Origin of the sequence: Sphingomonas sp. HITSZ_GF, from assembly GCF_029543155.1 — a bacterium.
In the GTDB taxonomy this organism is placed as follows: domain Bacteria; phylum Pseudomonadota; class Alphaproteobacteria; order Sphingomonadales; family Sphingomonadaceae; genus Sphingomonas.
In genome coordinates, this window is record NZ_JARQXA010000001.1 from 855,873 (window position 1) to 876,900 (window position 21,028).

General features: G+C 66.8%; 19 protein-coding genes and 2 tRNA genes. 13 read left to right on the forward strand and 8 right to left on the reverse strand.

Annotation, left to right across the window (positions count from 1 at the left end; translation table 11 throughout):
• Positions 1-31 precede the first annotated feature (31 nt).
• From P6144_RS04195 to P6144_RS04225, 7 genes are all read right to left on the reverse strand, one after another.
• Positions 32-967 (reverse strand): NAD(P)-dependent oxidoreductase, encoded by a 936-nt coding sequence (locus P6144_RS04195; RefSeq protein WP_277766450.1) that lies wholly within the window; start codon positions 965-967, stop codon positions 32-34.
• A 178-nt stretch (positions 968-1,145) separates the two neighbouring features.
• Positions 1,146-1,826: a hypothetical protein gene (locus P6144_RS04200; RefSeq protein ID WP_277766451.1), complete on the reverse strand. Its 681-nt coding sequence runs from the start codon at positions 1,824-1,826 to the stop codon at positions 1,146-1,148.
• Positions 1,827-1,893: 67 nt separating this feature from the next.
• Positions 1,894-3,330, reverse strand: a complete 1,437-nt coding sequence (gene cysS, locus P6144_RS04205) for a cysteine--tRNA ligase (protein WP_277766452.1) — start codon at positions 3,328-3,330, stop codon at positions 1,894-1,896.
• Between the two features lie 38 nt (positions 3,331-3,368).
• Positions 3,369-3,668 carry a hypothetical protein gene (locus P6144_RS04210; protein ID WP_277766453.1) on the reverse strand — a complete coding sequence of 100 codons (300 nt, stop codon included), beginning with the start codon at positions 3,666-3,668 and terminating at the stop codon, positions 3,369-3,371.
• 50 nt (positions 3,669-3,718) lie between these two features.
• Positions 3,719-3,934, reverse strand: coding sequence for a hypothetical protein (locus P6144_RS04215; RefSeq protein ID WP_277766454.1), 216 nt, complete (start codon positions 3,932-3,934; stop codon positions 3,719-3,721).
• A gap of 169 nt (positions 3,935-4,103) precedes the next feature.
• Entirely contained in the window at positions 4,104-4,331 is a 228-nt protein-coding gene (locus P6144_RS04220) for a DUF6289 family protein (RefSeq protein ID WP_277766455.1), read from the reverse strand.
• A 114-nt stretch (positions 4,332-4,445) separates the two neighbouring features.
• Positions 4,446-4,519, reverse strand: a tRNA-Cys gene (locus P6144_RS04225).
• Positions 4,520-4,687: 168 nt separating this feature from the next.
• Here P6144_RS04225 and P6144_RS04230 point away from each other — a divergent pair.
• The 12 genes from P6144_RS04230 to P6144_RS04285 all read left to right on the forward strand — a co-directional run bounded on the left by P6144_RS04230 (position 4,688) and on the right by P6144_RS04285 (position 20,334).
• Entirely contained in the window at positions 4,688-5,344 is a 657-nt protein-coding gene (locus P6144_RS04230; protein ID WP_277766775.1) for a protein-L-isoaspartate O-methyltransferase, read from the forward strand.
• 15 nt (positions 5,345-5,359) lie between these two features.
• On the forward strand, positions 5,360-6,952 hold the full coding sequence (locus P6144_RS04235) for a TolC family outer membrane protein (RefSeq protein WP_277766456.1): 1,593 nt from the start codon (positions 5,360-5,362) through the stop codon (positions 6,950-6,952).
• A 36-nt stretch (positions 6,953-6,988) separates the two neighbouring features.
• Complete coding sequence (locus P6144_RS04240) at positions 6,989-7,507, forward strand: DUF2497 domain-containing protein (RefSeq protein ID WP_277766457.1); 519 nt, start codon at positions 6,989-6,991, stop codon at positions 7,505-7,507.
• A gap of 133 nt (positions 7,508-7,640) precedes the next feature.
• Positions 7,641-9,683 (forward strand): S9 family peptidase, encoded by a 2,043-nt coding sequence (locus P6144_RS04245; protein ID WP_277766458.1) that lies wholly within the window; start codon positions 7,641-7,643, stop codon positions 9,681-9,683.
• 86 nt (positions 9,684-9,769) lie between these two features.
• Positions 9,770-10,651 carry a hypothetical protein gene (locus P6144_RS04250; protein WP_277766459.1) on the forward strand — a complete coding sequence of 294 codons (882 nt, stop codon included), beginning with the start codon at positions 9,770-9,772 and terminating at the stop codon, positions 10,649-10,651.
• Positions 10,652-10,832: 181 nt separating this feature from the next.
• Positions 10,833-13,730 (forward strand): valine--tRNA ligase, encoded by a 2,898-nt coding sequence (locus tag P6144_RS04255; RefSeq protein WP_277766460.1) that lies wholly within the window; start codon positions 10,833-10,835, stop codon positions 13,728-13,730.
• Between the two features lie 115 nt (positions 13,731-13,845).
• Positions 13,846-15,294, forward strand: coding sequence for an MATE family efflux transporter (locus P6144_RS04260; protein ID WP_277766461.1), 1,449 nt, complete (start codon positions 13,846-13,848; stop codon positions 15,292-15,294).
• 18 nt (positions 15,295-15,312) lie between these two features.
• Positions 15,313-16,299, forward strand: coding sequence for a porphobilinogen synthase (gene hemB, locus P6144_RS04265; RefSeq protein WP_277766462.1), 987 nt, complete (start codon positions 15,313-15,315; stop codon positions 16,297-16,299).
• Positions 16,300-16,408: 109 nt separating this feature from the next.
• On the forward strand, positions 16,409-16,945 hold the full coding sequence (locus tag P6144_RS04270) for a GNAT family N-acetyltransferase (RefSeq protein WP_277766463.1): 537 nt from the start codon (positions 16,409-16,411) through the stop codon (positions 16,943-16,945).
• Positions 16,942-17,484 carry a GNAT family N-acetyltransferase gene (locus P6144_RS04275; protein WP_277766464.1) on the forward strand — a complete coding sequence of 181 codons (543 nt, stop codon included), beginning with the start codon at positions 16,942-16,944 and terminating at the stop codon, positions 17,482-17,484. The genes P6144_RS04270 and P6144_RS04275 overlap by 4 nt, the downstream gene beginning before the upstream one ends.
• Positions 17,481-18,035: a GNAT family N-acetyltransferase gene (locus tag P6144_RS04280; protein WP_277766465.1), complete on the forward strand. Its 555-nt coding sequence runs from the start codon at positions 17,481-17,483 to the stop codon at positions 18,033-18,035. Before P6144_RS04275 ends, P6144_RS04280 begins: the two co-directional genes overlap by 4 nt.
• A 22-nt stretch (positions 18,036-18,057) precedes the next feature.
• On the forward strand, positions 18,058-20,334 hold the full coding sequence (locus tag P6144_RS04285) for a fused MFS/spermidine synthase (protein ID WP_277766466.1): 2,277 nt from the start codon (positions 18,058-18,060) through the stop codon (positions 20,332-20,334).
• Positions 20,335-20,337: 3 nt separating this feature from the next.
• Here P6144_RS04285 and P6144_RS04290 read toward each other — a convergent pair whose 3' ends face one another.
• Complete coding sequence (locus P6144_RS04290; protein ID WP_277766467.1) at positions 20,338-20,835, reverse strand: hypothetical protein; 498 nt, start codon at positions 20,833-20,835, stop codon at positions 20,338-20,340.
• An 82-nt stretch (positions 20,836-20,917) separates the two neighbouring features.
• On the opposite strand from P6144_RS04290, the gene P6144_RS04295 reads away from it, so the two are divergent.
• Positions 20,918-20,994 (forward strand) — tRNA-Arg (locus P6144_RS04295).
• Positions 20,995-21,028: the final 34 nt, after the last annotated feature.

A 21,028-nucleotide genomic window follows, 5' to 3' on the forward strand; every position in this document is an offset into this window, starting at 1 on the left:
GGCTTTCGCCGGGGAACGGGGATAGAGCCGCTTAATAGCCGGCAGCGAGATCGACTTCGTTGCGGAGCGGCCGCCCCTCCACGAAGGCGTTGACGTTCTCGACGAACAGCGCCGCCGCGCGCAGGAACATCCGCGTCTGGCTGCGCCCCGACAGGTGCATCGAATGGATCACATTGGGCGTGGTCCACAGCGGATGCTCGGGCGGCAGCGGTTCGGGGGTGACGGTGTCGAGGAACGCGCCGGCGATGCGGCGTTTGGTGCAGGCCTCGATCAGCGCGTCCTGGTCGATCAGCTCGCCGCGGCCGACGTTCACGATCCAGGCACTCGGCTTCATCGCCGCCAGTTCCTCGGCACCGATCATCGCCCGGCTCTGATCGGTGGCAGGTGCGGCGAGGAATACCCAGTCGGTCTCGGGCAGCAGCGCGCGCCAGGCGTCGGGGCCGACTGTGCCTTCGGCGCCCGAACGGGTGACGCCGGTCACCTCGACACCGAAACCCTTCAGCCGCTCGCCGATCAGCCTGCCGATCGTGCCATAGCCGATCACCAGCGCCCTGCTTTCGAATAGCTCGAGCTTGCCCGGGGCATCGACCGGCCATTCGTGGCGATCGGCGGCGCGGACGACCTGGTCGAAGCGCTTGGCGGCGACGAGCGCACCCATCACTGCGTATTCGGCGACGGTGTGCGCATTGACGCCGCTGCCATTGGTCACTCGCGTGCCGCGCGTCCGCAGCAGGCCGGTGTCAAGCGCATCGAGCCCGGCATAGATGGTCGAGAGCCATTGCAACTTGCCCGCCGCCGCCACGGCGCGCGCCCATTCACGCGGATTGTTGTTGTCGAGCCAGGCGATGTCGGCATCGGCAGCCAGCGCGACCGCTTCGTCGGTGCTGGTGAACCAGTGGACGTCGAGCCCGGCGGGAAGTTGCGGCTCCACCAGCGGGCGAGCGAGGGCAGGGAGAACGGCCTTCATGGCCCGAGGCTAGCGTTGCGCTGGCTTGGTTTCAAATCGCAACTTGGTGGAGGTGCCGGAACGTCATCGCCATTCCTGTTCCCCGGCGAAAGCCGGGGCCCAGAGTTACAGGCGAGACGGAAGAGAAATCCTGTCCCCCGGTTTTCGCCGGGGAACAGGGATTATTCGCCAGGCTCTCTCAATGGCGGTCGTGATCTCCGCCACGGTCGCGGCCGTGTTCGTCGGGTGTAGGCGATGGCGTAGGCGAGGGCTTCCCGCCCGGGCCACGCTCGCCACGTGGATTGTCACGTGCCTTTTCCGCCTCTTCGCGACGGTCATGCGCCTTCTCGGCCGCCTCGTTCGCCTCGCGGGCGCGACCGACGTCGGGCGCCTTGGCCTTGCCGTCATCGTCGAACTGGCGCACCGGCTTGCCGCCCTGGAAGGCATAGCTGCGCTCACCGCGTTGGACGAAGAAGGGCTTGCTTTCGCCGGCGCGGAAATACGCGACTTCCTTGCCGTCGCGGTCCGCGGTGCGGACGATCTTGCCGCCGCGTGTCCAGGCCCAGCCATCACCGTAGCGGATGCGCTGGACGTTGCGACCGTCGCGGATTTCGTCCTCGATCGTCCCGGCATCGTGGAGCGGTGCGGCATCCTCGGCGCTGATCCCTGCGGCAGCCTTGGGCACCGCCGCTACCGTCACCGCAGTCGCGTCATCGGCATCCTCGACCACCGGCGTGTCGTTGAGCGTCGAATCGTCGGGCGCCACGGCGTTCTCGACGGTGACTGCCTCGTTGTCGGTGGTCTTGTCCGCCTGGTTGCACGCGCCGAGCGCCAGCGCAGCGACCAGTGCGGTGAAGGGAAGGGACTTCAGCATACGCATCTTACTCCGTTGCCGCCCATCTTCCCGACGGGCGCAGCACGGGGTGCAACGCGCATGGCGTTCGGATTTATCCGCCCAGCGCCGGCTTCCAGTCCCAGCCCAGCGGATCGCCGTCCATTACCTCGACGCCCGCCGCAGCGAGTTCATCGCGGATCGTGTCCGAGCGCTGGAAGTCCTTCACCAGCCGGGCTTCCTTGCGCTCGACCAGCCGGTCCTCGATCGCCTCGGCGGTGATCGTCGCACCTGCCGGGCGCATGCGCAGTTCCTCGCGGGTCAGTTCGAGCAGCCGCAGCCCAAGCACCGCGTCGAACGCGGCGAGCCCGGCGAGCCGGTCGGCAGGCGACAGTTTCTTCTCGGCGAGCATCTCGTCGAGCGCGGGCAACGCCCTGGGGGTGTTGAGATCGTCGGACACCGCCTCGTCGAGCCGCACCAGCCAGGCCGCCGGCGCAGTGCCTTCGCTCTCGGCGCGTGCCTTGAGCGCGGTCACCGTCATCACCAGCCGCTTGAGCCGGGTGAGCGCCGCCGCCAAGTTCTCGGCCGAGAATTCCAGCTCGCTGCGATACTGCGCCTGGAGGCAGAGCAGCCGATAGGCGAGGGGGTGCACGCCCGCGTCGATCAGCGACTGGAGCGTGGTGAAGCCGCCCTTCGACTTGCTCATCTTGCCCTGGCGATCGACCAGGAAGTTGTTGTGCATCCAGAAATGCGAGCCGGTGTCGGCGCAGCCGCAGAACGCCTGGTTCTGCGCGATCTCGTTGGGGTGGTGGATCTCGCGGTGGTCGATGCCGCCGGTATGGATGTCGAACGGCGCGCCAAGATATTTGATGCTCATCACCGAGCATTCGAGGTGCCAGCCCGGCGCGCCCTTGCCCCAGGGGCTGTCCCATTCCATCTGGCGCTGCTCGCCCTCGGGCGACTTGCGCCAGATCGCGAAGTCCTGCGGATGGCGCTTGCCCGCCACCGGATCGATCCGCCCCTCGGCCGCATCGTCCTGGCTGCCCGCCAGGCGGCCATAGTCAGGCACGCTGGTCGTGTCGAAATACAGGCCCGAATCGAGTTCGTAGCAATGCTCGGGCGCGATCTTCTCGGCGAAGTCGATCATCTCGGCGATGTGATCGGTCGCGACCGACCAGCGCGTGGGCTGGCGGATGTTGAGATCGGCGATGTTCGCCTTGAACGCCGCAGTGTAATGCGCGGCGATGTCCCAGATGCTCTTCGCCTGGGCCCTGGCGGCCGCCTCCATCTTGTCGTCGCCGGCATCGGCGTCGCTGGTCAGATGGCCGACATCGGTGATGTTGATGACATGGGTGAGCGCATAGCCTTTCCAGCTCAACACCCGGCTCAGCGTGTCGGTGAAGACATAGGCGCGCAGATTGCCGAGATGGGCGTAGTTATAGACCGTCGGCCCGCACGAATAGACACGCACGCCCTTTTCGGGGTCGAGCGGCTGGAAGGCTTCCAGGCTGCGGGTGAGCGAATTGTAGAGCGTGAGTTGGGCGCCGGTCATCCCAGCGGCATTAGCGGCTGATGGGCCGGCTGCAACCCTCAGGCGGGCTCGACCTCGCGCGCGACCGACTGCTCCAGCGCCGCGCGGACCATCGCGTTCCAGATCAGCGCAGGATCGTCGCCTGCCTGGCGCCCGGCCTCGACCATCTCGCGAGTCGGCTCGCGCAGCGTGTGCAGGATCGCGACCGCGCGCTCCACCTCGGCGCGCCAGATGCGCTCGACGACGACGCTTACCGGCTCGTCGGGACCCTCTGCAGCCTCGCCATTGGGACTGACCATCTCGGCGGCAATCACGCGTGCAATCCGCTCGATCGGCGAGGTCACGGAAACATCGGTCATAAGCGCTCCTGGGATTCCCCCCGCGAAACGCATGCCCCGTGCGAAAAGGTTCAGGCGGCGAGCGCCACCCCGGTCTGGCGGATCAGTCCGTTGCCGGTCGCACCCGCAGCGACGAGCGGCAGCGCCGTCGCGCAAAAGGCGCATTCCGCGGTCAGCCGGCCAACAACCCAATGGGTCCCGCCGCAACCAGGGCAATAATTCTGCTGCTCCGGACGGTACGCAACGCGATAACCGGTAAGAGCGTGTCGGATGCCGAAATCGTACATGCCTCGTCTCCCGTAATCGGGGACTCAACGGCGATGAATCGCGATTTGTTCCGCTGACGGCTCGATACCGACCCGACGATCCGTGCCAATTCGTAGATAAGTGGCTAGAAAGACACACAAGATCGCAGAAAATGGCCGGGACGGCGGGCCGTCCTGGCACGCGCGAAGGTCAATCGCAGCCGAAATAGAGTTCTTCGGTGTAGAGCGTGGGGGTGCCCGTGCGGATGAAGGTGCCGTCGCAAAAGCGCACCTCGGCACCAACCTGGGTGGTATGCTCTTCGTCGCTGTAGAACAGCGTCGCGCTCTCCTGCTGCTTCGGCATGTAGCTCGACGACGCAGTGGTCGCCGTGCCGGCGAGAAGCGCGGCCAGGCCCGCGAGCTTCAGCAACTTCCTCATCTCTTCGTCTCCCTCTTTGTGGAGCGCGGATGAGGCGTTGGGACGCGGTTCGCAGTCAATCGCAACCGCCACCGATCCGGTGCGAGTGGCGATTTCACGAAGTAGGGAAGGAAGTGGAGGCCCGAGCCGGAATCGAACCGGCGTGCAAGGATTTGCAGTCCTCTGCGTCACCACTCCGCCATCGGGCCTCGGAGCGAGGGGCGCCAATGCGCAGGTGCTTGCAGTCCTGTCAACATTGCAGTGCAAAAATAGCTGCCCGCATTGCTTGGCGGGGGGTTGCGGAAGGGATACAAGCCGCCCTACATAATCAGTGTATTGCGCAACTAATACGGTTGTGACAGATAGCCGGAGTGATGATGGCTCTTACGGTCGATTTTGAAGCGATGCGCCATTCGATGGTCGCCAGCCAGCTGCGCACCAACGCAGTCAACGACGTGCGCGTGGTGGAAGCCATGGCAGTACTGCCGCGCGAGGACTTCCTTCCGGAGGCGCATCGCGCGATCGCCTATCGCGACACGCTGCTGCCGCTCGCGGGCGGCCGTCGGCACAATTCGCCGCTGGCGACCGGCCGGCTGCTCACCGTCGCCGATCTGCGCCCCACCGACAAGGTGCTGCTGATCGGCACCGCCGGCGGCTATACCGCGGCGCTGGTCGCCGGCCTGGTCACCTCGGTGGTAGCGGTGGAAGAGGAGCCGGCGCTTGCCGCGCTCGCCCGCACCGCGCTCGCCGCCTATGCCAATGTCGAGCCGATCGAAGGTCCGCTCGCTGCCGGCCATGCTGCCGAAGGTCCCTATGACGTGCTGATCGTCGATGGCGCGGTGGAGAAGCTTCCCGACGCGCTGCTCGCCCAGCTCGCGCCCGGCGCCCGCGTGGTGACCGGCATGGTCGATCGCGGCGTCACGCGTCTCGCGACGGGCCGCGTCACCGACGGCGGCTTCGGCCTTACCGACTTTGCCGATATCGAGTGTGCAGTTCTTCCTGGTTTCGAGCGCCTACGAACCTTTCAATTCTGATTCTGAAAGAGGCTCATGCGAATTTCCTCTCTGTTCCTGGGTGCCAGCCTTGCTGCGATCGCCATGCCGGCGGCCGCGCAGACCACCACGACTCGCGACGGCACCCAGGCGCCGGTACGCGTCGAAGTGGGCAGTGCCGCGCCGGCCCAGACCGCGCAGCCGACCACCACGCTGCGCGATGCGCTGGTGCTCGCCTACAACACCAATCCCGGCCTCCAGTCGGATCGCGCCGATCAGCGCGCGAACGACGAGAACGTGCCGATTGCAAAGGCGGCGGGCCGCCCGGGCCTGAGCGGTACCGGTTCGGCCAGCACCAGCCCCTATGACAGCGACGCCACGATCGGCCCGACCCGGACCGGCACCGTCGGCCTCAACCTGTCGGTGCCGATCTACACCGGCGGCGCGGTGCGCAATTCGGTGCGCGGCGCCGAGACGCGTGTCGAGGCCGGCCTTGCCAGCCTGCGCGGCGCCGAGGCGCAGCTCTTCACCGACGCGGTGACTGCCTATGTCGACGTGCTGCGCTTCGAGGCGATCGTTCGCCTCAACCAGCAGAATGTCCATGTGCTCGAGGTCAACCTCCAGGCGACGCGCGATCGGTTCGAAGTGGGCGACCTGACCCGCACCGACGTCGCCCAGTCGGAAGCGCGCCTCGCGCTCGCCCAGAGCCAGCTGCGCACTGCCGAAGCGGCGCTGATCGGCGCCCGCGAGAATTATATCCGCGTGATCGGCGCGCCTCCGGGCGTGCTCGCCCAGCCGCCGGCGCTGCCGGGCATCCCCACCGACGTGCAGGATGCCGAGCAGGCCGCGCTCGCCAACAATCCGAACCTGGAAGCCGCGCAGAAGCAGCGCGACGCCACCCGCTTCGACGTGAGCGCTGCCAAGGCCTCGCGCATGCCGACGGTCAGCGTCGGCGTCGGCACCAACTATTACAACTATCTCGGCTCGCTCTCGAGCCAGGCGCGCTCGGTCACCGGCCTCAGCCCGGACGGCGTGTCGACCACGGTCGGCGCGCAGGTGAACCTGCCGCTGTTCCAGGGCGGCCGCCCGGCGGCGCAGATCCGCCAGGCCCAGGCGCGCGAGGCTTCGGCGATGGAGACCGTCACGCTCACAGAGCGCGGCGTGATCGCCCAGGTCCGCTCGGCCTATGCCAACTACTCGTCGGCGCTACGCGTGATCGAATCGACGCGCGTCGCGGTGGAAGCCAACCGCCTGTCGCTGGAAGGCGTCCGCGCCGAGAACAGCGTCGGCACGCGCACCATCCTCGACATCCTGAACGCCGAGCAGGAATTGCTGAACAGCCAGGTCAACTATGTCACCGCCGAGCGCGATGCCTATGTGGCCGGCTTCCAGCTGCTCGCCGCGATGGGCCGGGCCGAGGCCAATGATCTTAACCTTGATGGCGGCCCGCTCTACGATCCGGGCGTCAACTACAAGCGGGTGAAGAATCGCTGGTCCGACTGGAGCAACGATCCCGCTCCCGAGGCGGTGGGCACCAGCACCAAGGCAACCCCGGCGCAGAACCCGGACGTGACGAACACCGCGCTCGATCCGGTGCTTCAGCGCGGTGATGCCACGGCGCCTGTTGACATTAACCGTAAAAAGCCCTGATTACCCGCTCCCGGGGCTTATTGGAGTAGCCGGTTGATGGGGGACATCAGTAGCGAGCCGTCGATGGAGGAGATCCTTTCCTCCATCAAGCGCATCATCGCCGAGGAAGGCGATGCTGCCATCGCGACGCGTACGCGCCGCGGCGGACGCGCGACGACGACGGCAGCGGAGAAATCCGCTGCAGTCGACGAAGTGCTCGAACTGAGCCAGCCGGTCGAGGAAGACAGACTGGAGACGCCGACCCCGATGTCGATGGGTTCCCCCACGCCGCCCAAGCCCGCCGCCGAGAAGCCGGCGCGCACCATGCCCGTCGAAGCCGAGGCTGCACCTGCCGAGCCGATCGTCTCGGACAGCGCCGCCCAGGCGACCCGCGGGCCGCTCGAGGCGCTGTCGCGGATGGTGGTGAAGCCCGAAGTCACCGGCTCGGACACGCTCGAAGGCATGGTCCGCTCGATGCTCAAGCCGATGCTCAGCGAATGGCTCGACGCCAATCTGCCGCGCCTTGTCGAAGACATGGTCGCGAAGGAAATCTCGCGGATCACCGGGCGGCAGTAATTTCACGTCATCCCGGCGAAAGCCGGGATCTCAGGCCGCATTCAAGCATGAGCCGTGCGAGACCCCGACTTTCGTCGGGGTGACGGTTTGGTCACCGTTGTAACGACCCCGCGCTTCTGCTGTATTCCGCCCCATGAAGCACATCCTGCTCGCGAGCGTTGCACTCGCCGCCACCACTGCGCCCGCGCTGGCGCGTGATCTCACCATTCAGGACGTCGCCACCCTGTCGCGCGTCGGTTCGCCCGCCGTGTCGCCCGACGGCCATTGGCTCGTCTGGCAGCAGCGCGAGACCGATCTCGCTGCCAACAAGGGCCGCTACGATCTGTGGCGCCTCGACCTGACGGTAAAGGGCGCCAAGCCCGAGAAGCTGGTCGCCGAAGCCGAGGTCAACGAAACCAGCCCGGTGTTCGCTCCGGACAGCAAGACCGTGTTCTTCCAGTCCGACAAGGGCGGAGACGACAGCATCCAGTCGGTGGACATCGCCGGCGGCGCGACGCGGGTATGGTTCACGCCGAAAGGTGGATTCAGCGGCTTCAAGCTCTCGCCCGACGGCAGCAAGGCTCTGGTCTGGGCCGATCGCAAGCCGGGCGCGCCTGGCCTCGATCCGGCGATGGTTAAGAAGGATTCGAACGCGGGATCGGGGCGCACCTATGACCAGCTCTTCGTCCGCCACTGGGATAGCTGGAGCAATGGCGATCGCTCGCAGCTGTTCGTCGTGCCGCTGCGCCAGGAAGCGGTGACCGCGGTGCCGATCGTCGGCACGCTCGTCGGCGACACACCCTCCAAGCCGTTCGGCGGGGGCGAGGAACTGGCCTGGAGCGCCGATGGCAAGACCGTCTATTTCGCGCTGCGCGAAGCGGGCCGGATCGAGTCCAAGTCGACCAATCTCGACATCTTCGCTGCGCCTGCGGACGGTTCCTCGGCGCCGGTCAACCTCACCAAGGCGAACGAGGGGATGGACAATCTCCCGACCGTCTCGCCCGACGGCAAGTGGCTCGCCTATTTCTCGATGGCGCGCGCCACCTATGAGGCGGATCGCCAGGTCCTCCAGCTGCGCAACCTCGCCACCGGCGAAGTGAAGGCGCTCACCCAGGCCTGGGACCGTTCGGTCGGCTCGATCGCCTGGTCGCCCGATTCGAAGACGATCTACGTGACTGCCGAGGATACCCAGGAGAACCCGATCTGGTCAGTCGATCCGAAGAGCGGCAAGGTCACCCGGCTCACCCAGCTCGACAACGTCTCGGCGATCGTGCCGGTGAAGGGTGGGGTGGTCTATTCGATGAACAGCCTGACCGCGCCGGACGATTTCTATGCGCTGAAGGGCAAGACCAGCACCCGGCTGACCGCAGTCAACGCCGAGAAGCTCGCCGGCATTCCGATGCCCAAGGTCGAGCGGTTCAGCTTCACCGGGGCCAACAACGACACCGTCTGGGGCTATGCGGTGCAGCCCGCGGGCCTGGCCGACGGCAAGAAGGCGCCGATCGCCTTCATCGTCCATGGCGGACCGCAGGGTTCGAGCAACAACAGCTGGTCCTATCGCTGGAACCCGGCGGTGTTCGCCGGCGCCGGCTATGCGGTGGTCTCGGTCGATTTCCACGGCTCGACCGGCTATGGCCAGGCCTTCACCGATGCGATCCGCAACAATTGGGGCGGCTGGCCGCTCGAGGACCTGCAAAAGGGCCTGGCAGCAGCGACGGGCAAGTTCGCCTGGCTCGATGCAGACAATGCCTGTGCGCTCGGCGCCTCCTATGGCGGCTACATGATGAACTGGATCGAAGGGCAGTGGCCCGATCGGTTCAAGTGCATCGTCCAGCATGACGGCGTGTTCGACGCCCGCGCCATGGCCTATGAGACCGAGGAGCTGTGGTTCGACGAGTGGGAGCATGGCGGCAAGGCCTATTACGAGGACCCCGCCGCGTTCGAGAAGTGGAACCCGGTCAATCACGTCGACAAATGGAAGACTCCGCAGCTGGTGATCACCAGCGAGAAGGACTTCCGCATTCCCTACACGCAGGGGCTGGCCGCCTTCACTGCGCTCCAGCGCAAGGAGATCCCGTCCAAGCTCCTGGTCTTCCCGGACGAGAACCACTGGGTGCTCAAGCCGAAGAACTCGATGCAATGGTATGGCACGGTTCTGGGCTGGCTCGACAAATATACCGGCAAGCCGGCACAATAACTTCGCTCGGAAATGGGGTTAAGCCCAATGGCTAGCGGGCTGCGTCTCGGCTAGTCTTCGCCCTTGTCTTTGGGGGAGGACGCCCGATGCGCAGCCTGTTCGCCGCACTATTCCTGCTTTCCGCCAGCGTTGCGCCGGCGGTGCCCGCGCTGGCGCAGGACAATACGACCATTGTCAACGAAGCGGATACGCCGGCCCTCACGCCGACGCCACAGCCCGCCGCGACGCCGCAGGCGCAGACCGGAACCATCGCGGACGATCCGGCAGCGTCGCAGGTAATCGCCGAATCGGGTAAGGCGCTGATCGTCCTGTTCGTGCTCGCGGCGATCCTCGAATCCGCGCTGGCCTGGTTCTTTAACCTTCCGGTCGTCGCCGGCCTGTTCAACGGGCGGAACTTCAAGCCGATCATATCCTGCGGCCTGGCGCTTGCGGTGACCTATGGCTTCCAGTCGGTGCTGCTGATCGGCCTGTTCGCCAATTACGGGTATGACACTGCCGGCGCGGACGCGCAGTTCCTCTGCCGCCTGATCGAATCGCTGGTGCTGGCCGGGGGCAGCGCGGGGGTGAACCGACTGCTGCGCAACCTGGGCATCCGCCCGATCGATCCGATTGCCGAGAGCAACCCGACGCCGCAGCCGCTCGATGCCTGGATTTCGGTCACGCATCGCCGCAGCGGGACGAAGGGGCCGGTCGATGTCGAGATCGGCACCACCGCCGCCGACGGCACCGTCGTCTGGGCGATCGCCGGCCAGGTCCGCGGCGGCTCGCCGCTCTCGGGCTTTGCAAGCTGGCTACTACGCGATCGCAGCCGCTTTCCCGGCAGCGGTGGCTATGTCGTCACGCCCGGCGTACCGATCCAGGTGCGCCTGGCCTGGACCAAGTCGGACGGCACCGTCCTGCTCTCGCCGGCCTGGGGCCCCTATGCGCTGGCAGACCGCGCGATCGTGGATATCGACCTGACGCTCTAGTTTCTGGTTCCCCGGCAACCTTCCGCTCCCCGGCGAAGGCCGGGGCCCAGGGTTTCTCTGCCGAGTCGCTTCGTGACCCTGGGCCCCGGCTTTCGCCGGGGATCCAAGAAGAAGCGGATCGAAAGTCGTACGGCCTTACGCCCCGGCTTGGATTTTCCGGTGGTGCGGCTAAGGGCAGGGCATGAGCGAACTGCCCAAGACCTTCGACCCCGCCGAACTGGAAGCCCGCTGGTACCAGCATTGGGAAAATAACGGCCTGTTCCGCCCCGCGCGTGACGGCGCCGATCCCTGGACGCTGGTCAACCCGCCGCCCAACGTGACGGGCAGCCTGCATATCGGCCATGCGCTCGACAACACGCTGCAGGACATCCTCGTCCGCCACGCCCGACTGAAGGGCAAGGACGCGCGCTGGGTGGTCGGCACCGATCATGCGGGCATCGCCACGCAGATGGTCGTCGAGCGCCAGCTCAACGCGAAGCAGCAGAAGCGCACCGACTTCACGCGCGAGGAGTTCGTGGCGAAGGTCTGGGAGTGGAAGGAAGAGAGCGGCGGCGAGATCACGCAGCAGCTCCGCCGCCTCGGCTGCTCGATGGACTGGTCGGACGAGCGCTTCACCATGGACCCGGGCTTCTCCAAGGCCGTGCTCAAGGTGTTCGTCGAGCTGCACAAGCAGAAGCTGCTCTATCGCGACAAGCGGCTGGTGAACTGGGATCCGGGCCTCGGCACCGCGATCAGCGACCTCGAGGTCGAGACCAAGGACGTCAAGGGCAGCTTCTGGCACCTGAAATACCCGCTCGCCGACGGATCGGGCTTCATCGAGGTCGCGACCACGCGTCCCGAGACGATGCTGGCCGACATGGCAGTGGCGGTGCACCCGACCGACGAGCGCTACACTGCTTTGGTCGGCAAGCAGGTCAAGCTGCCGATCACCGGCCGCCTGATCCCGATCGTCACCGACGAGCATGCCGATCCCGAGCTCGGTTCGGGCGCGGTGAAGATCACCCCGGGGCATGACTTCAACGACTTCGAAGTCGGCCGCCGCGCCGGGATCGAAGCGCGCGACATGCTCAACATGCTCGACGCCAAGGCCCGCATCACCCAGACCAGCGACGGGCTGATCCCCGAGGAACTGCTCGGCATCGACCGGTTCGAGGCGCGCAAGCTGGTGGTCGCGCGGCTGAAGGAAGAAGGCTTCCTGATCCCGCATGTCGACAAGGACGGCGAGGAACATGACGCCGAGCCGCGCACGATCGCGACGCCGTTCGGCGATCGCTCGGGCGAGGTGATCGAGCCCTGGCTGACCGATCAATGGTATGTCGATGCCGCGACGCTCGCCAAGCCGGCGATCGAGGCAGTGCGCTCTGGCGCGACCAAGATCGTGCCGAAGAGCTGGGAAAAGACCTATTTCAACTGGATGGAGAACATCCAGCCCTGGTGCGTCTCGCGCCAGCTCTGGTGGGGCCACCGGATTCCGGCATGGTTTGGCGTCCCGAAGGAAACCTATCTCCAGAATGAGGTGCGGGGTATCGAAACCAGTCCCGCAGCAGCGTTCACAAATGGTCACATCGTAGTTGCTGATAACGACGACGATATTCGCAAACAGTTTGCTGCATATTACGGCGTCAGCACGGAAAAGATCACGCTCGTTCGGGAACGGCCTTCGGGTGACTATGCTTGGACGCTTAAGGAGGGTCAGCATCCGGTTTTCCAAGATTTGGACGTCCTCGACACCTGGTTCTCCTCGGCGCTCTGGCCCTTCGCGACGATGGGCTGGCCGGAGAACCCCGATCCCACGCTCGGCGGGCGCTATCCCAACGACGTGCTGATCTCGGGCTTCGACATCCTGTTCTTCTGGGACGCCCGCATGATGATGCAGGGCCTGCAGTTCATGAAGGCGGTGCCCTTCAAGACGCTGTATCTTCATGGTCTCGTCCGCGCGGCGGACGGGCAGAAAATGTCCAAGTCCAAGGGCAATGTCGTCAATCCGCTCGGGCTGATCGACAATTACGGCGCCGATGCGCTGCGCTTCTTCATGGCGGCGATGGAAAGCCAGGGCCGCGACATCAAGATGGATGAGCGCCGGATCGAGGGCTATCGCAACTTCGGCACCAAGCTGTGGAACGCCGCGCGCTTCGCCCAGTCGAACGGCATTGCGGCCTCGACCAGCATCGAGGCGCCCGAGGCGCAGCTGGCAGTCAATCGCTGGATCATCGCCGAGACCATCGCCACCGTGCAGGCGCTCGACCTGGCGCTGGCCGATCTGCGCTTCGACGAGGCGGCGAACACGATCTACCAGTTCACCTGGAGCCGCTTCTGCGACTGGTATCTCGAGCTGATCAAGCCGGTCCTCCAGAGCGAAGGTGGCGAGGGCGCCGAAGAGACCCGCGCGGTTGCCGGCTGGGTGCTCGATCAGATCCTGGTCATGCTCCACCCGTTCATGCCCTTCATCACCGAAGAGCTGTGGTCGAAGATGGGTCCGCGCGATCATGAGCTGATCGTCGCCAAATGGCCGATGGCCGATGCCCGCGCGCTCGATCCCACCGCGCAAGGCGACGTGGATTGGGTAATCGCACTAGTTCAGCAAATTCGTACTTCGCGAACCGAACTGAACATCCCACCTTCAGTGAAGCTGGAACTAATCATCACTCGGATGGATGATTTGTCGGCTCGCCGACTTCAACAGAATGTTGAGGCGATTAAACGCCTCGCTCGAATCGATCGAGTTATTTGGCGACGTATTGGCGCGGCTCGGGTCGAGCAGGACCCGACGGGAGCCGCAATCGACCATCATTGGATGGAACAAGAACTTGCCGAGAAAAATTCGATGCAGGTGACGCTCGATGGCCTTCTCGGTTTCGCGAAGCTTGAAGGGATCGTCGACCTCGAAGCCGAGAAGACCCGTCTCGCCAAGGCGATCGCCGCGGCCGAGAAGGAGCGCGACGGGCTCGCGGGCCGGCTGAACAACGCCAGCTTCGTCGAGAAAGCAAAGCCCGAGGCGGTCGAGAAGGCGCGTGCCGATCATGCCGAGAAGGCCGCCGAGGCCGAGCGGCTGTCGGCGGCGCTGTCGCGGCTCGGCTAAAACCACATCGTTCCCCGGCGGAAGCCGGGGCCCAGGGTCGAGAGCGCTGAACTGCTTGGCTCTGGGCCCCGGCTTTCGCCGGGGAACAGCCTAATTTGAGGGGAGTAGGGCAGGGATGGCACCACCGGCAAAGCGCCACGACCTGACCCAGGGCCCGATCGGCAGAACCCTCCTCCTGTTCGCGCTGCCCACGCTCGGCTCGAACATCCTCCAGTCGCTCAACGGCTCGATCAACTCGATCTGGGTCGGCCGCTTCCTGGGCGAACAGGCGCTGGCCGCCACCAGCAACGCCAACATCATCATGTTCCTGATGTTCTCGGCGGTGTTCGGCTTCGGCATGGCCGCGACCATCCTGATCGGCCAGTCGATGGGTCGCCACGATGTCGAGGCGGCGCGGCGCGCCTTCGGTTCCGCCATCGGACTGGTGATGACCGGCGCGGTGCTGATCGCGATCCTCGGCTGGGCCTTCGCCCCGCAGATCCTCCACCTGCTGGCCACGCCGGGCGAGGCGCAGGCGATGGCGCTCGCCTATCTGCGCGTGATCTTCTTCGGGCTGCCCTTCTCGATGCTCGGCGTGCTCATCCAGATGAGCCTGCGCGGCACCGGCGATTCGATCACGCCCCTATGGTTCATGCTGCTCAGCGTGATCATCGATGCCGGGCTCAATCCGCTGCTGATCGAAGGGATCGGCCCGTTTCCGCGCATGGGCATCGCCGGATCGGCCACCGCGACGCTGATCGCCGGCCTGGTCTCGAGCTTCGGCCTGCTGATCTATGTCTATGCGCGCGACCTGCCGGTCCGCCTGCGCGGCCAGGAGCTGCGCTACCTGATCCCCGAAGGCGCGCTGATCCGCACGATCGTCGCCAAGGGCCTGCCGATGGGCGCGCAGATGCTGGTGATGTCCACCGCCGGCCTGTCGATGGTCGGCCTGGTCAACCGGCTGGGAGTCGATACCGCCGCGGCCTATGCCGTGTCGCAGCAGCTCTGGACCTATATCCAGATGCCGGCGATGGCGATCGGCGTCGCCGTCTCCAGCATGGCAGCCCAGAATATCGGCGCGGGCAAATGGGAGCGGGTCAACGCGATTACGCGCTCGGGCCTGATCTACAACACCGCGATCACGCTGGTGGTGATCGGCGCGATCATCCTGTTCGATCGCCCGGTGATGGCACTGTTCGTCGGCAGCGACAGCCCCGCCATTCCGATCGCCCGCCATATCCAGCTGCTCGCGAGCTGGACCTTCCTGATGTTCGGCGCGACGATGGTGCTGTTCTCCACCGTCCGCGCCAATGGCGCAACCGTGCCGCCGCTGATCATCCTGGCGATCACGCTCTTCCCGATCCGCTTCGGCTTCGCGCTGCTCGGCCAGCGCTGGATTGGGCATGACGCGCTGTGGCTGGCCTTCCCGATCGGCTCCGCCTGCTCGCTGACGCTGGCCGCGCTCTACTATCGCTATGGCCGCTGGCGCAGCGAGGTGCTGGTCGTCCCGCCCTTGCCGGAGGAGGCCGAGGAGCATGCCCATGCCACCAGCGAACCCGCGGGGCGCTTGCAACCCAATGGCTGAGGGCGCACAGGCACGCCCATGAGTCACTATCCCGCGCTCCGCCTCCGCCGCACCCGTGCTTCCGAGTGGAGCCGCCGGATGCACGCCGAGACCGTCCTCACCCCGGCGAACCTGATCTGGCCGCTGTTCGTGACCGAGGGCGATACGGAGGAGCCGATCGCCTCGCTTCCGGGCGTGTCGCGCTGGGGGCTGAACGGCATCGTCGAGCGTGCCCGCGAGGCCCGCGACCTGGGCATCCCCTGCCTGGCACTGTTCCCCAACACCCCGCGCGAGCTGCGCACCGATGACGGGCGCGAGGCGCTCAATCCCGACAATCTGATGTGTCGCGCGATCCGTGCGATCAAGGACGCGGTGCCCGATATCGGCATCCTGACCGACGTCGCGCTCGATCCCTACACCGCGCACGGCCATGACGGCATCGTCGACGCCCAGGGCTATGTCCTCAACGACGAGACCAGCGCGGTGCTGGTCGATCAGGCGCTCGTCCAGGCCGAGGCGGGGGCGGATATCGTCGCGCCGTCGGACATGATGGACGGCCGCGTCGGCGCGATCCGCGCGGCGCTGGAGGCGAACGGGCATGTCAACGTCCAGATCATGGCCTATGCCGCCAAATATGCCTCCGCCTTCTATGGCCCGTTCCGCGACGCGGTCGGCTCGCGCGGGCTGCTCAAGGGCGACAAGAAGACCTATCAGATGGACCCGGCCAATGCCGAGGAAGCGCTCCGCGAAGTCGCGCTCGACATCGCCGAGGGCGCGGACAGCGTGATGGTCAAGCCGGGGCTGCCCTATCTCGACATCATCCTGCGGGTGAAGAGCGAGTTCCAGGTGCCGGTGTTCGCCTATCAGGTCAGTGGCGAGTATGCGATGATCGAGGCCGCCGCAGCCGCCGGGGCGGGAGAGCGCGAGGCGCTGGTGCTCGAGACGCTGATGGCCTTCCGCCGTGCAGGCTGCTCGGGCGTGCTCACCTATCACGCGCCGCTGGCGGCACGCCTTCTAGGCAAATGAGCCCCCGCTTCTTCCTCGTCATCCCCGCGAAGGCGGGGATCCAGAGTCATGTAGGGCGTCGCTATGTTACCCTGGATCCCCGCCTTCGCGGGGATGACGGAGTAGTGGGATGATCACTACGCCGCGCCTGCTGCTCCGCCCCTGGCGCGAGGCGGACAAGCCCGTTTTCCATGGGCTGGCCAACACGCCGGCGATGATGGAGCATTTCGGCGGCCCGGTGCCCCAGGCGAAGCACGACATGATCATCGACCGGATGATCGATCAGCAGGCGCGCTTCGGCCATTGCATGTGGGCCGTCGAGTTGCGCGAGACCGGCGAGATGGCCGGCGTCTGCGGCGTCCGCATCGGCGGCCATGCCGGCACGCCGGTGCCCGAGGAGCTGGAGATCGGCTGGCGTATCGGCGAGAAATTCTGGGGGCAGGGCATCGCCCGCGAGGCGGCGGAGGCGAGCCTGGCCTGGGGCTGGGCCAATACCGACAGGCCCCGCATCGCCGCCTGGACGGTGATCGGTAACACCCGCAGCTGGGGCCTGATGGAGCGGCTCGGCATGCGCCGCCGCACCGATCTCGATTTCCGGCATCCCGACTTTGCCGCCAGCGACCCTTTCGGGGCGATGATCGTTTACGCGATCGATCGCCCGGCATGATCCAGACCGCGCGCCTCCGCCTCCGCCCATGGACGGCGGCGGATCGCCCGGTCTTCGACACGCTGGTCAATACCGAACCGATGATGCGGCACTTGGGCGGCATCCGTTCGCCTGGGAAGATGGACGCCATGTTCGAGCGGCGCCTCACCGATCAGGCGCGCTTCGGCCATTGCTACTGGGCGGCGGAGCTGCGCGGGACCGGCGAGCTGGTCGGCAGCATCGGCATCCGCATCGCATCCGACTATGGCCCGGAAGCGCCGGTGGCCGGCATGCCCGAGATCGGTTGGCGCATCGCCGAGCCGCATTGGGGCAGGGGCTATGCCCGCGAGGGCGCGGCGGCGAGCATCGCCTGGGGCTGGGCGAACCTCGACGCGCCGGCGATCGGCGCCTGGACGACCCAGCCCAACGCGCAGAGCTGGGGCCTGATGGAACGGCTCGGCATGACCCGGCGCCGCGACCTCGATTTCCATCACCATGGCTATCCTGCGGACGACCCGGTAGGCGCGATGATCGTCTATCTGCTGGAGCGCCCACGATGATCGAGACCGAACGCCTGATCCTGCGCCGCTGGCAGGATGGTGACCGCCCGGCCTGGCATGCGATGGGCCGCGATCCGGCGGTGATGGAGTTCCTCGGCGTCCCGCTCACGCCCGAGGCCGCCGATGCCGCGATGGCGCGCCAGAATGCGATCCTCGACGCCCATGGACACTGCTTCTGGGCGGTGGAGCGCAAGGAAGACGGCGCCTTTCTCGGCTTTTGCGGACTCAAGCCGGGGCCCGAGGGCACGCCGCTGTTCGGCGAGCTCGAGATCGGCTGGCGGCTCGCACCCGCCTATTGGGGCAAGGGCTATGCCCGCGAGGCGGCGCAGGCGAGCCTCGACTGGGCCTGGGCGAACCTCGACGTGCCCGGCGTCGCTGCGATGACCGTGCTCGGCAACACGCGCAGCTGGGGGCTGATGGAGCGCCTGGGCATGCTGCGCGTTCCCGCCGACGACTTCATCCATCCCCAGGCGCCCGAATGGCTCAACCCGCACATCACCTACCGGATCGCACGGCCTGCCGTTCATCCCGGCGAAAGCACCGCCGGCTAAGCCGATCCTGGGGAGGCCTTTGATGGACGAAGCTACCGACGACGAACTGGCTGCTGCGCGCGCGCCGCGCTGGCTGTTCGTCGCGGCGATCCTTGCTGGCTCCTTCCTGCTATTCCTCGTCCAGCCGATGGTCGCGCGCATGGCGCTACCCCAACTCGGCGGCGCGCCGGCGGTGTGGAACAGCGCGATGCTGGTCTATCAGGCGCTGCTGCTCGGCGGCTATGCCTATGCCCATTGGCTCGGCCGGGTGCCGCCGCGGATGCAGGCGACGATCCACCTTGCCGTGCTGCTCGGCGCGGCGCTGTGGCTGCCGATCGGCGTGATCGCGATGGAGCTGCCCGCCGAAGCCGAGCCGGCCTTGTGGGTGCCCTGGCTGCTCGTCGCCTCGATCGGCCCGCTGTTCTTCGCCATCTCGGCGCAGGCGCCGTTGCTCCAGCGCTGGTACAGCATCGCCAGCCACGGCCGCGATCCCTATGCGCTCTACGCCGCCTCGAACATCGGCAGCTTCGGCGGGCTGCTCGCCTATCCGCTGATCGTGGAGCCCAATCTGGCACTCAAGGGGCAGAGCTGGCTGTGGACCGCCGGCTATGTCCTCGTGCTGCTGCTCGTCGCCGGCTGCGCCTCGCGCCTGCCGCGCAAGGCCGATGACGAGCCGCATATCGCGCACCACAGCCCGGCACCGTCCTTGCCCCGCGTGCTCCACTGGATCGTGCTGGCGCTGGTGCCCTCGGGGCTGATGCTGGCGACCACCACCTTCCTCACCACCGATATCGTCGCCGTGCCGATGCTCTGGGTGCTGCCGCTCGGCCTCTATCTGCTCAGCTTCTCGGTCGCCTTTCGCGACGGCGCAGTGCTCCCGGAAATCCTGACCAGGTTCGCGCCGGTGATCATCCTGCTGTTCGGCGCCACGCTGATCGCCGGGCACCAGAAGCTCGCCTATCTCAACGCCATCATCGGGCTGCTGCTGCTCTTCGCCATCGCCGTGACGCTGCATACCCGCATGTACGCGCTGCGCCCGGCGCCCGACCGGCTGACCGGCTTCTATCTCGCCATGTCGGTGGGCGGCGCGCTGGGCGGGGTGTTCGCCGGCCTCCTCGCGCCGCTGATGTTCGACTGGACCTATGAATATCCCTTGCTCGTCTTTGCCGCCGGCGCGCTCTGTCCGCAGATCTTCCTGGTGCCCGCGAGCGGGGCGCTATGGCGTCATAGTGCCGGCCTGAAGACGCTGGGCCTGGCGCTGGCGGTCGCCGGGCTGGTCTGGCTCGGTATCGCCAATCCCGGCGGACTGCTCGGCGAGATGCACGAGCAGATCGCCTTCGTGCTGGTGGCGGCGCTCGGGCTGGTCGCGATCGGCCGGCGCCCGGCATTCCTCGCGGCGCTGGCAGGCGGGCTGATCCTGTTCGGCGGCTATCACGCGATCCAACTCTCGCTCACCGATGCGCGGACCCGCAGCTATTTCGGCGTCTATACGGTCACCGACTATGCCGAGGAGCGCCAGCTCGCCCATGGCACCACGCTGCACGGCGTCCAGCTCAAGGGTGCGCTCTCGCGCGAGCCGACGACCTATTACGTCCCCGGATCCGGGGTGGGGCAGGCGATGCAGGCACTGCCCGATCTCTATGGCCCGGTGGCACGCGTCGGCGTGGTCGGGCTCGGTACCGGCACGCTCGCCTGCTACGCCCGACCCGGCCAGAGCTGGCGCTTCTTCGAGATCGATCCGGCGATCGTCCAGCTCGCCCGCGATTCTGGCAAGTTCAGCTTCCTCAGCCAATGCGCCCCGCAGACCCGCATCTCGATCGGCGACGCGCGCGTGCGCCTCACCGAATCGCCAAGCGCCAGCCTCGATCTGCTCGCGCTCGATGCCTTTTCTTCGGACACGGTGCCGATGCACCTGCTCACGCGCCAGGCCTTCGCCACCTATGGACGGGTGCTGGCGCCGAACGGCCTGCTGCTGGTCCATATCTCCAACCGCTTCATGGCGCTGGCCCCGGTGGTTTCGGCAGCGGCGCATGACGGCGGCTGGCAGGCGGTGCGACTGTCCTATGAGCCCGGCCCCAATTTCGTCGCCACGCCGGGCACCGGCGGCGGCACGCGCGTCGAGCAGATCGAGCGCGATGCCGAATCGGCTTCGGAATGGATCGCGCTCAGCCATGATCCCGCGGTGCTGAACCGGCTGGTGGCGCGCGGCGGCGGCTGGCGGCCGCTCGGCGCATGGCCGGGCTTCGCGCCCTGGACCGACGACTATGCCTCGGTGATCCCGGTCCTCCGCCTGCTCCACCCGGAGCTGGCCGACGACTAAGGCCTAGCCGCCGGTGCCGCCCAGCGCGGCCTCGAGCGAATCGATGCGGGCCTGCTGCGAATCGGCGGCGGTGCCGGCATCGGCCACCGCGGCATCGAGCGCGGGGTAGGGCGGAAGCCCGTCCACACCGCGCTGCGTCGCGATTTCCTCCAGATCGGCGAGCGCAGCCACCGCCGGGCGCCGCAGCTCGGCGAGCCCGCCCATCGCCACCTGCGCCTGCAGCCAGGGCTCGGAGCCCGGGGCAGTGCCGCGCGCGACGGCGATCTTGGCCTCGGCATCCTGCGCGCCGGCGGTGAACGTCTTGATGCCGTCGTCCAGCCCAGCGCGAATCTCGGCGATTCGCTTGTCGAGCGCCGCGTCGGGCGTCGCCACCGGCGCGGGGCGATCGGGCTCGGCGAGGCTGGTCTTCTCGATCTCGCGGGGGAGCAGCGAGGGGTAACGCGCCGTCGACTGGGTGCATCCGGTGAGGGCGACAAGGCTGAGCAGCAGGATAAAACGCATGAAAGCGCCTTATGCTTGTGGAAAACTGCACGCAACGGCTTGCGCGATCTGAAAACCGCTTCTAAAGGCACCCCTCCACAGCGCGCCCGTAGCTCAGCTGGATAGAGCATCAGACTACGAATCTGAGGGTCGGACGTTCGAATCGTTCCGGGCGCGCCATTAAAAACCCCGCTAGGCCAACGGCTTAGCGGGG

Excerpts from the sequence above, each read along its gene's own strand:
- P6144_RS04290 (WP_277766467.1), bottom strand. The coding sequence starts at position 20,835 with ATGCGTTTTATCCTGCTGCTCAGCCTTGTCGCCCTCACCGGATGCACC.
- P6144_RS04285 (WP_277766466.1), top strand. The coding sequence starts at position 18,058 with ATGGACGAAGCTACCGACGACGAACTGGCTGCTGCGCGCGCGCCGCGC.
- cysS (WP_277766452.1), bottom strand. The coding sequence starts at position 3,330 with ATGACCGGCGCCCAACTCACGCTCTACAATTCGCTCACCCGCAGCCTG.
- P6144_RS04250 (WP_277766459.1), top strand. The coding sequence starts at position 9,770 with ATGCGCAGCCTGTTCGCCGCACTATTCCTGCTTTCCGCCAGCGTTGCG.
- P6144_RS04270 (WP_277766463.1), top strand. The coding sequence starts at position 16,409 with ATGATCACTACGCCGCGCCTGCTGCTCCGCCCCTGGCGCGAGGCGGAC.
- P6144_RS04235 (WP_277766456.1), top strand. The coding sequence starts at position 5,360 with ATGCGAATTTCCTCTCTGTTCCTGGGTGCCAGCCTTGCTGCGATCGCC.
- P6144_RS04215 (WP_277766454.1), bottom strand. The coding sequence starts at position 3,934 with ATGTACGATTTCGGCATCCGACACGCTCTTACCGGTTATCGCGTTGCG.
- P6144_RS04195 (WP_277766450.1), bottom strand. The coding sequence starts at position 967 with ATGAAGGCCGTTCTCCCTGCCCTCGCTCGCCCGCTGGTGGAGCCGCAA.
- P6144_RS04260 (WP_277766461.1), top strand. The coding sequence starts at position 13,846 with ATGGCACCACCGGCAAAGCGCCACGACCTGACCCAGGGCCCGATCGGC.
- P6144_RS04245 (WP_277766458.1), top strand. The coding sequence starts at position 7,641 with ATGAAGCACATCCTGCTCGCGAGCGTTGCACTCGCCGCCACCACTGCG.
- P6144_RS04200 (WP_277766451.1), bottom strand. The coding sequence starts at position 1,826 with ATGCGTATGCTGAAGTCCCTTCCCTTCACCGCACTGGTCGCTGCGCTG.
- P6144_RS04240 (WP_277766457.1), top strand. The coding sequence starts at position 6,989 with ATGGGGGACATCAGTAGCGAGCCGTCGATGGAGGAGATCCTTTCCTCC.
- P6144_RS04230 (WP_277766775.1), top strand. The coding sequence starts at position 4,688 with ATGGCTCTTACGGTCGATTTTGAAGCGATGCGCCATTCGATGGTCGCC.
- P6144_RS04255 (WP_277766460.1), top strand. The coding sequence starts at position 10,833 with ATGAGCGAACTGCCCAAGACCTTCGACCCCGCCGAACTGGAAGCCCGC.
- P6144_RS04280 (WP_277766465.1), top strand. The coding sequence starts at position 17,481 with ATGATCGAGACCGAACGCCTGATCCTGCGCCGCTGGCAGGATGGTGAC.
- P6144_RS04220 (WP_277766455.1), bottom strand. The coding sequence starts at position 4,331 with ATGAGGAAGTTGCTGAAGCTCGCGGGCCTGGCCGCGCTTCTCGCCGGC.
- hemB (WP_277766462.1), top strand. The coding sequence starts at position 15,313 with ATGAGTCACTATCCCGCGCTCCGCCTCCGCCGCACCCGTGCTTCCGAG.
- P6144_RS04210 (WP_277766453.1), bottom strand. The coding sequence starts at position 3,668 with ATGACCGATGTTTCCGTGACCTCGCCGATCGAGCGGATTGCACGCGTG.
- P6144_RS04275 (WP_277766464.1), top strand. The coding sequence starts at position 16,942 with ATGATCCAGACCGCGCGCCTCCGCCTCCGCCCATGGACGGCGGCGGAT.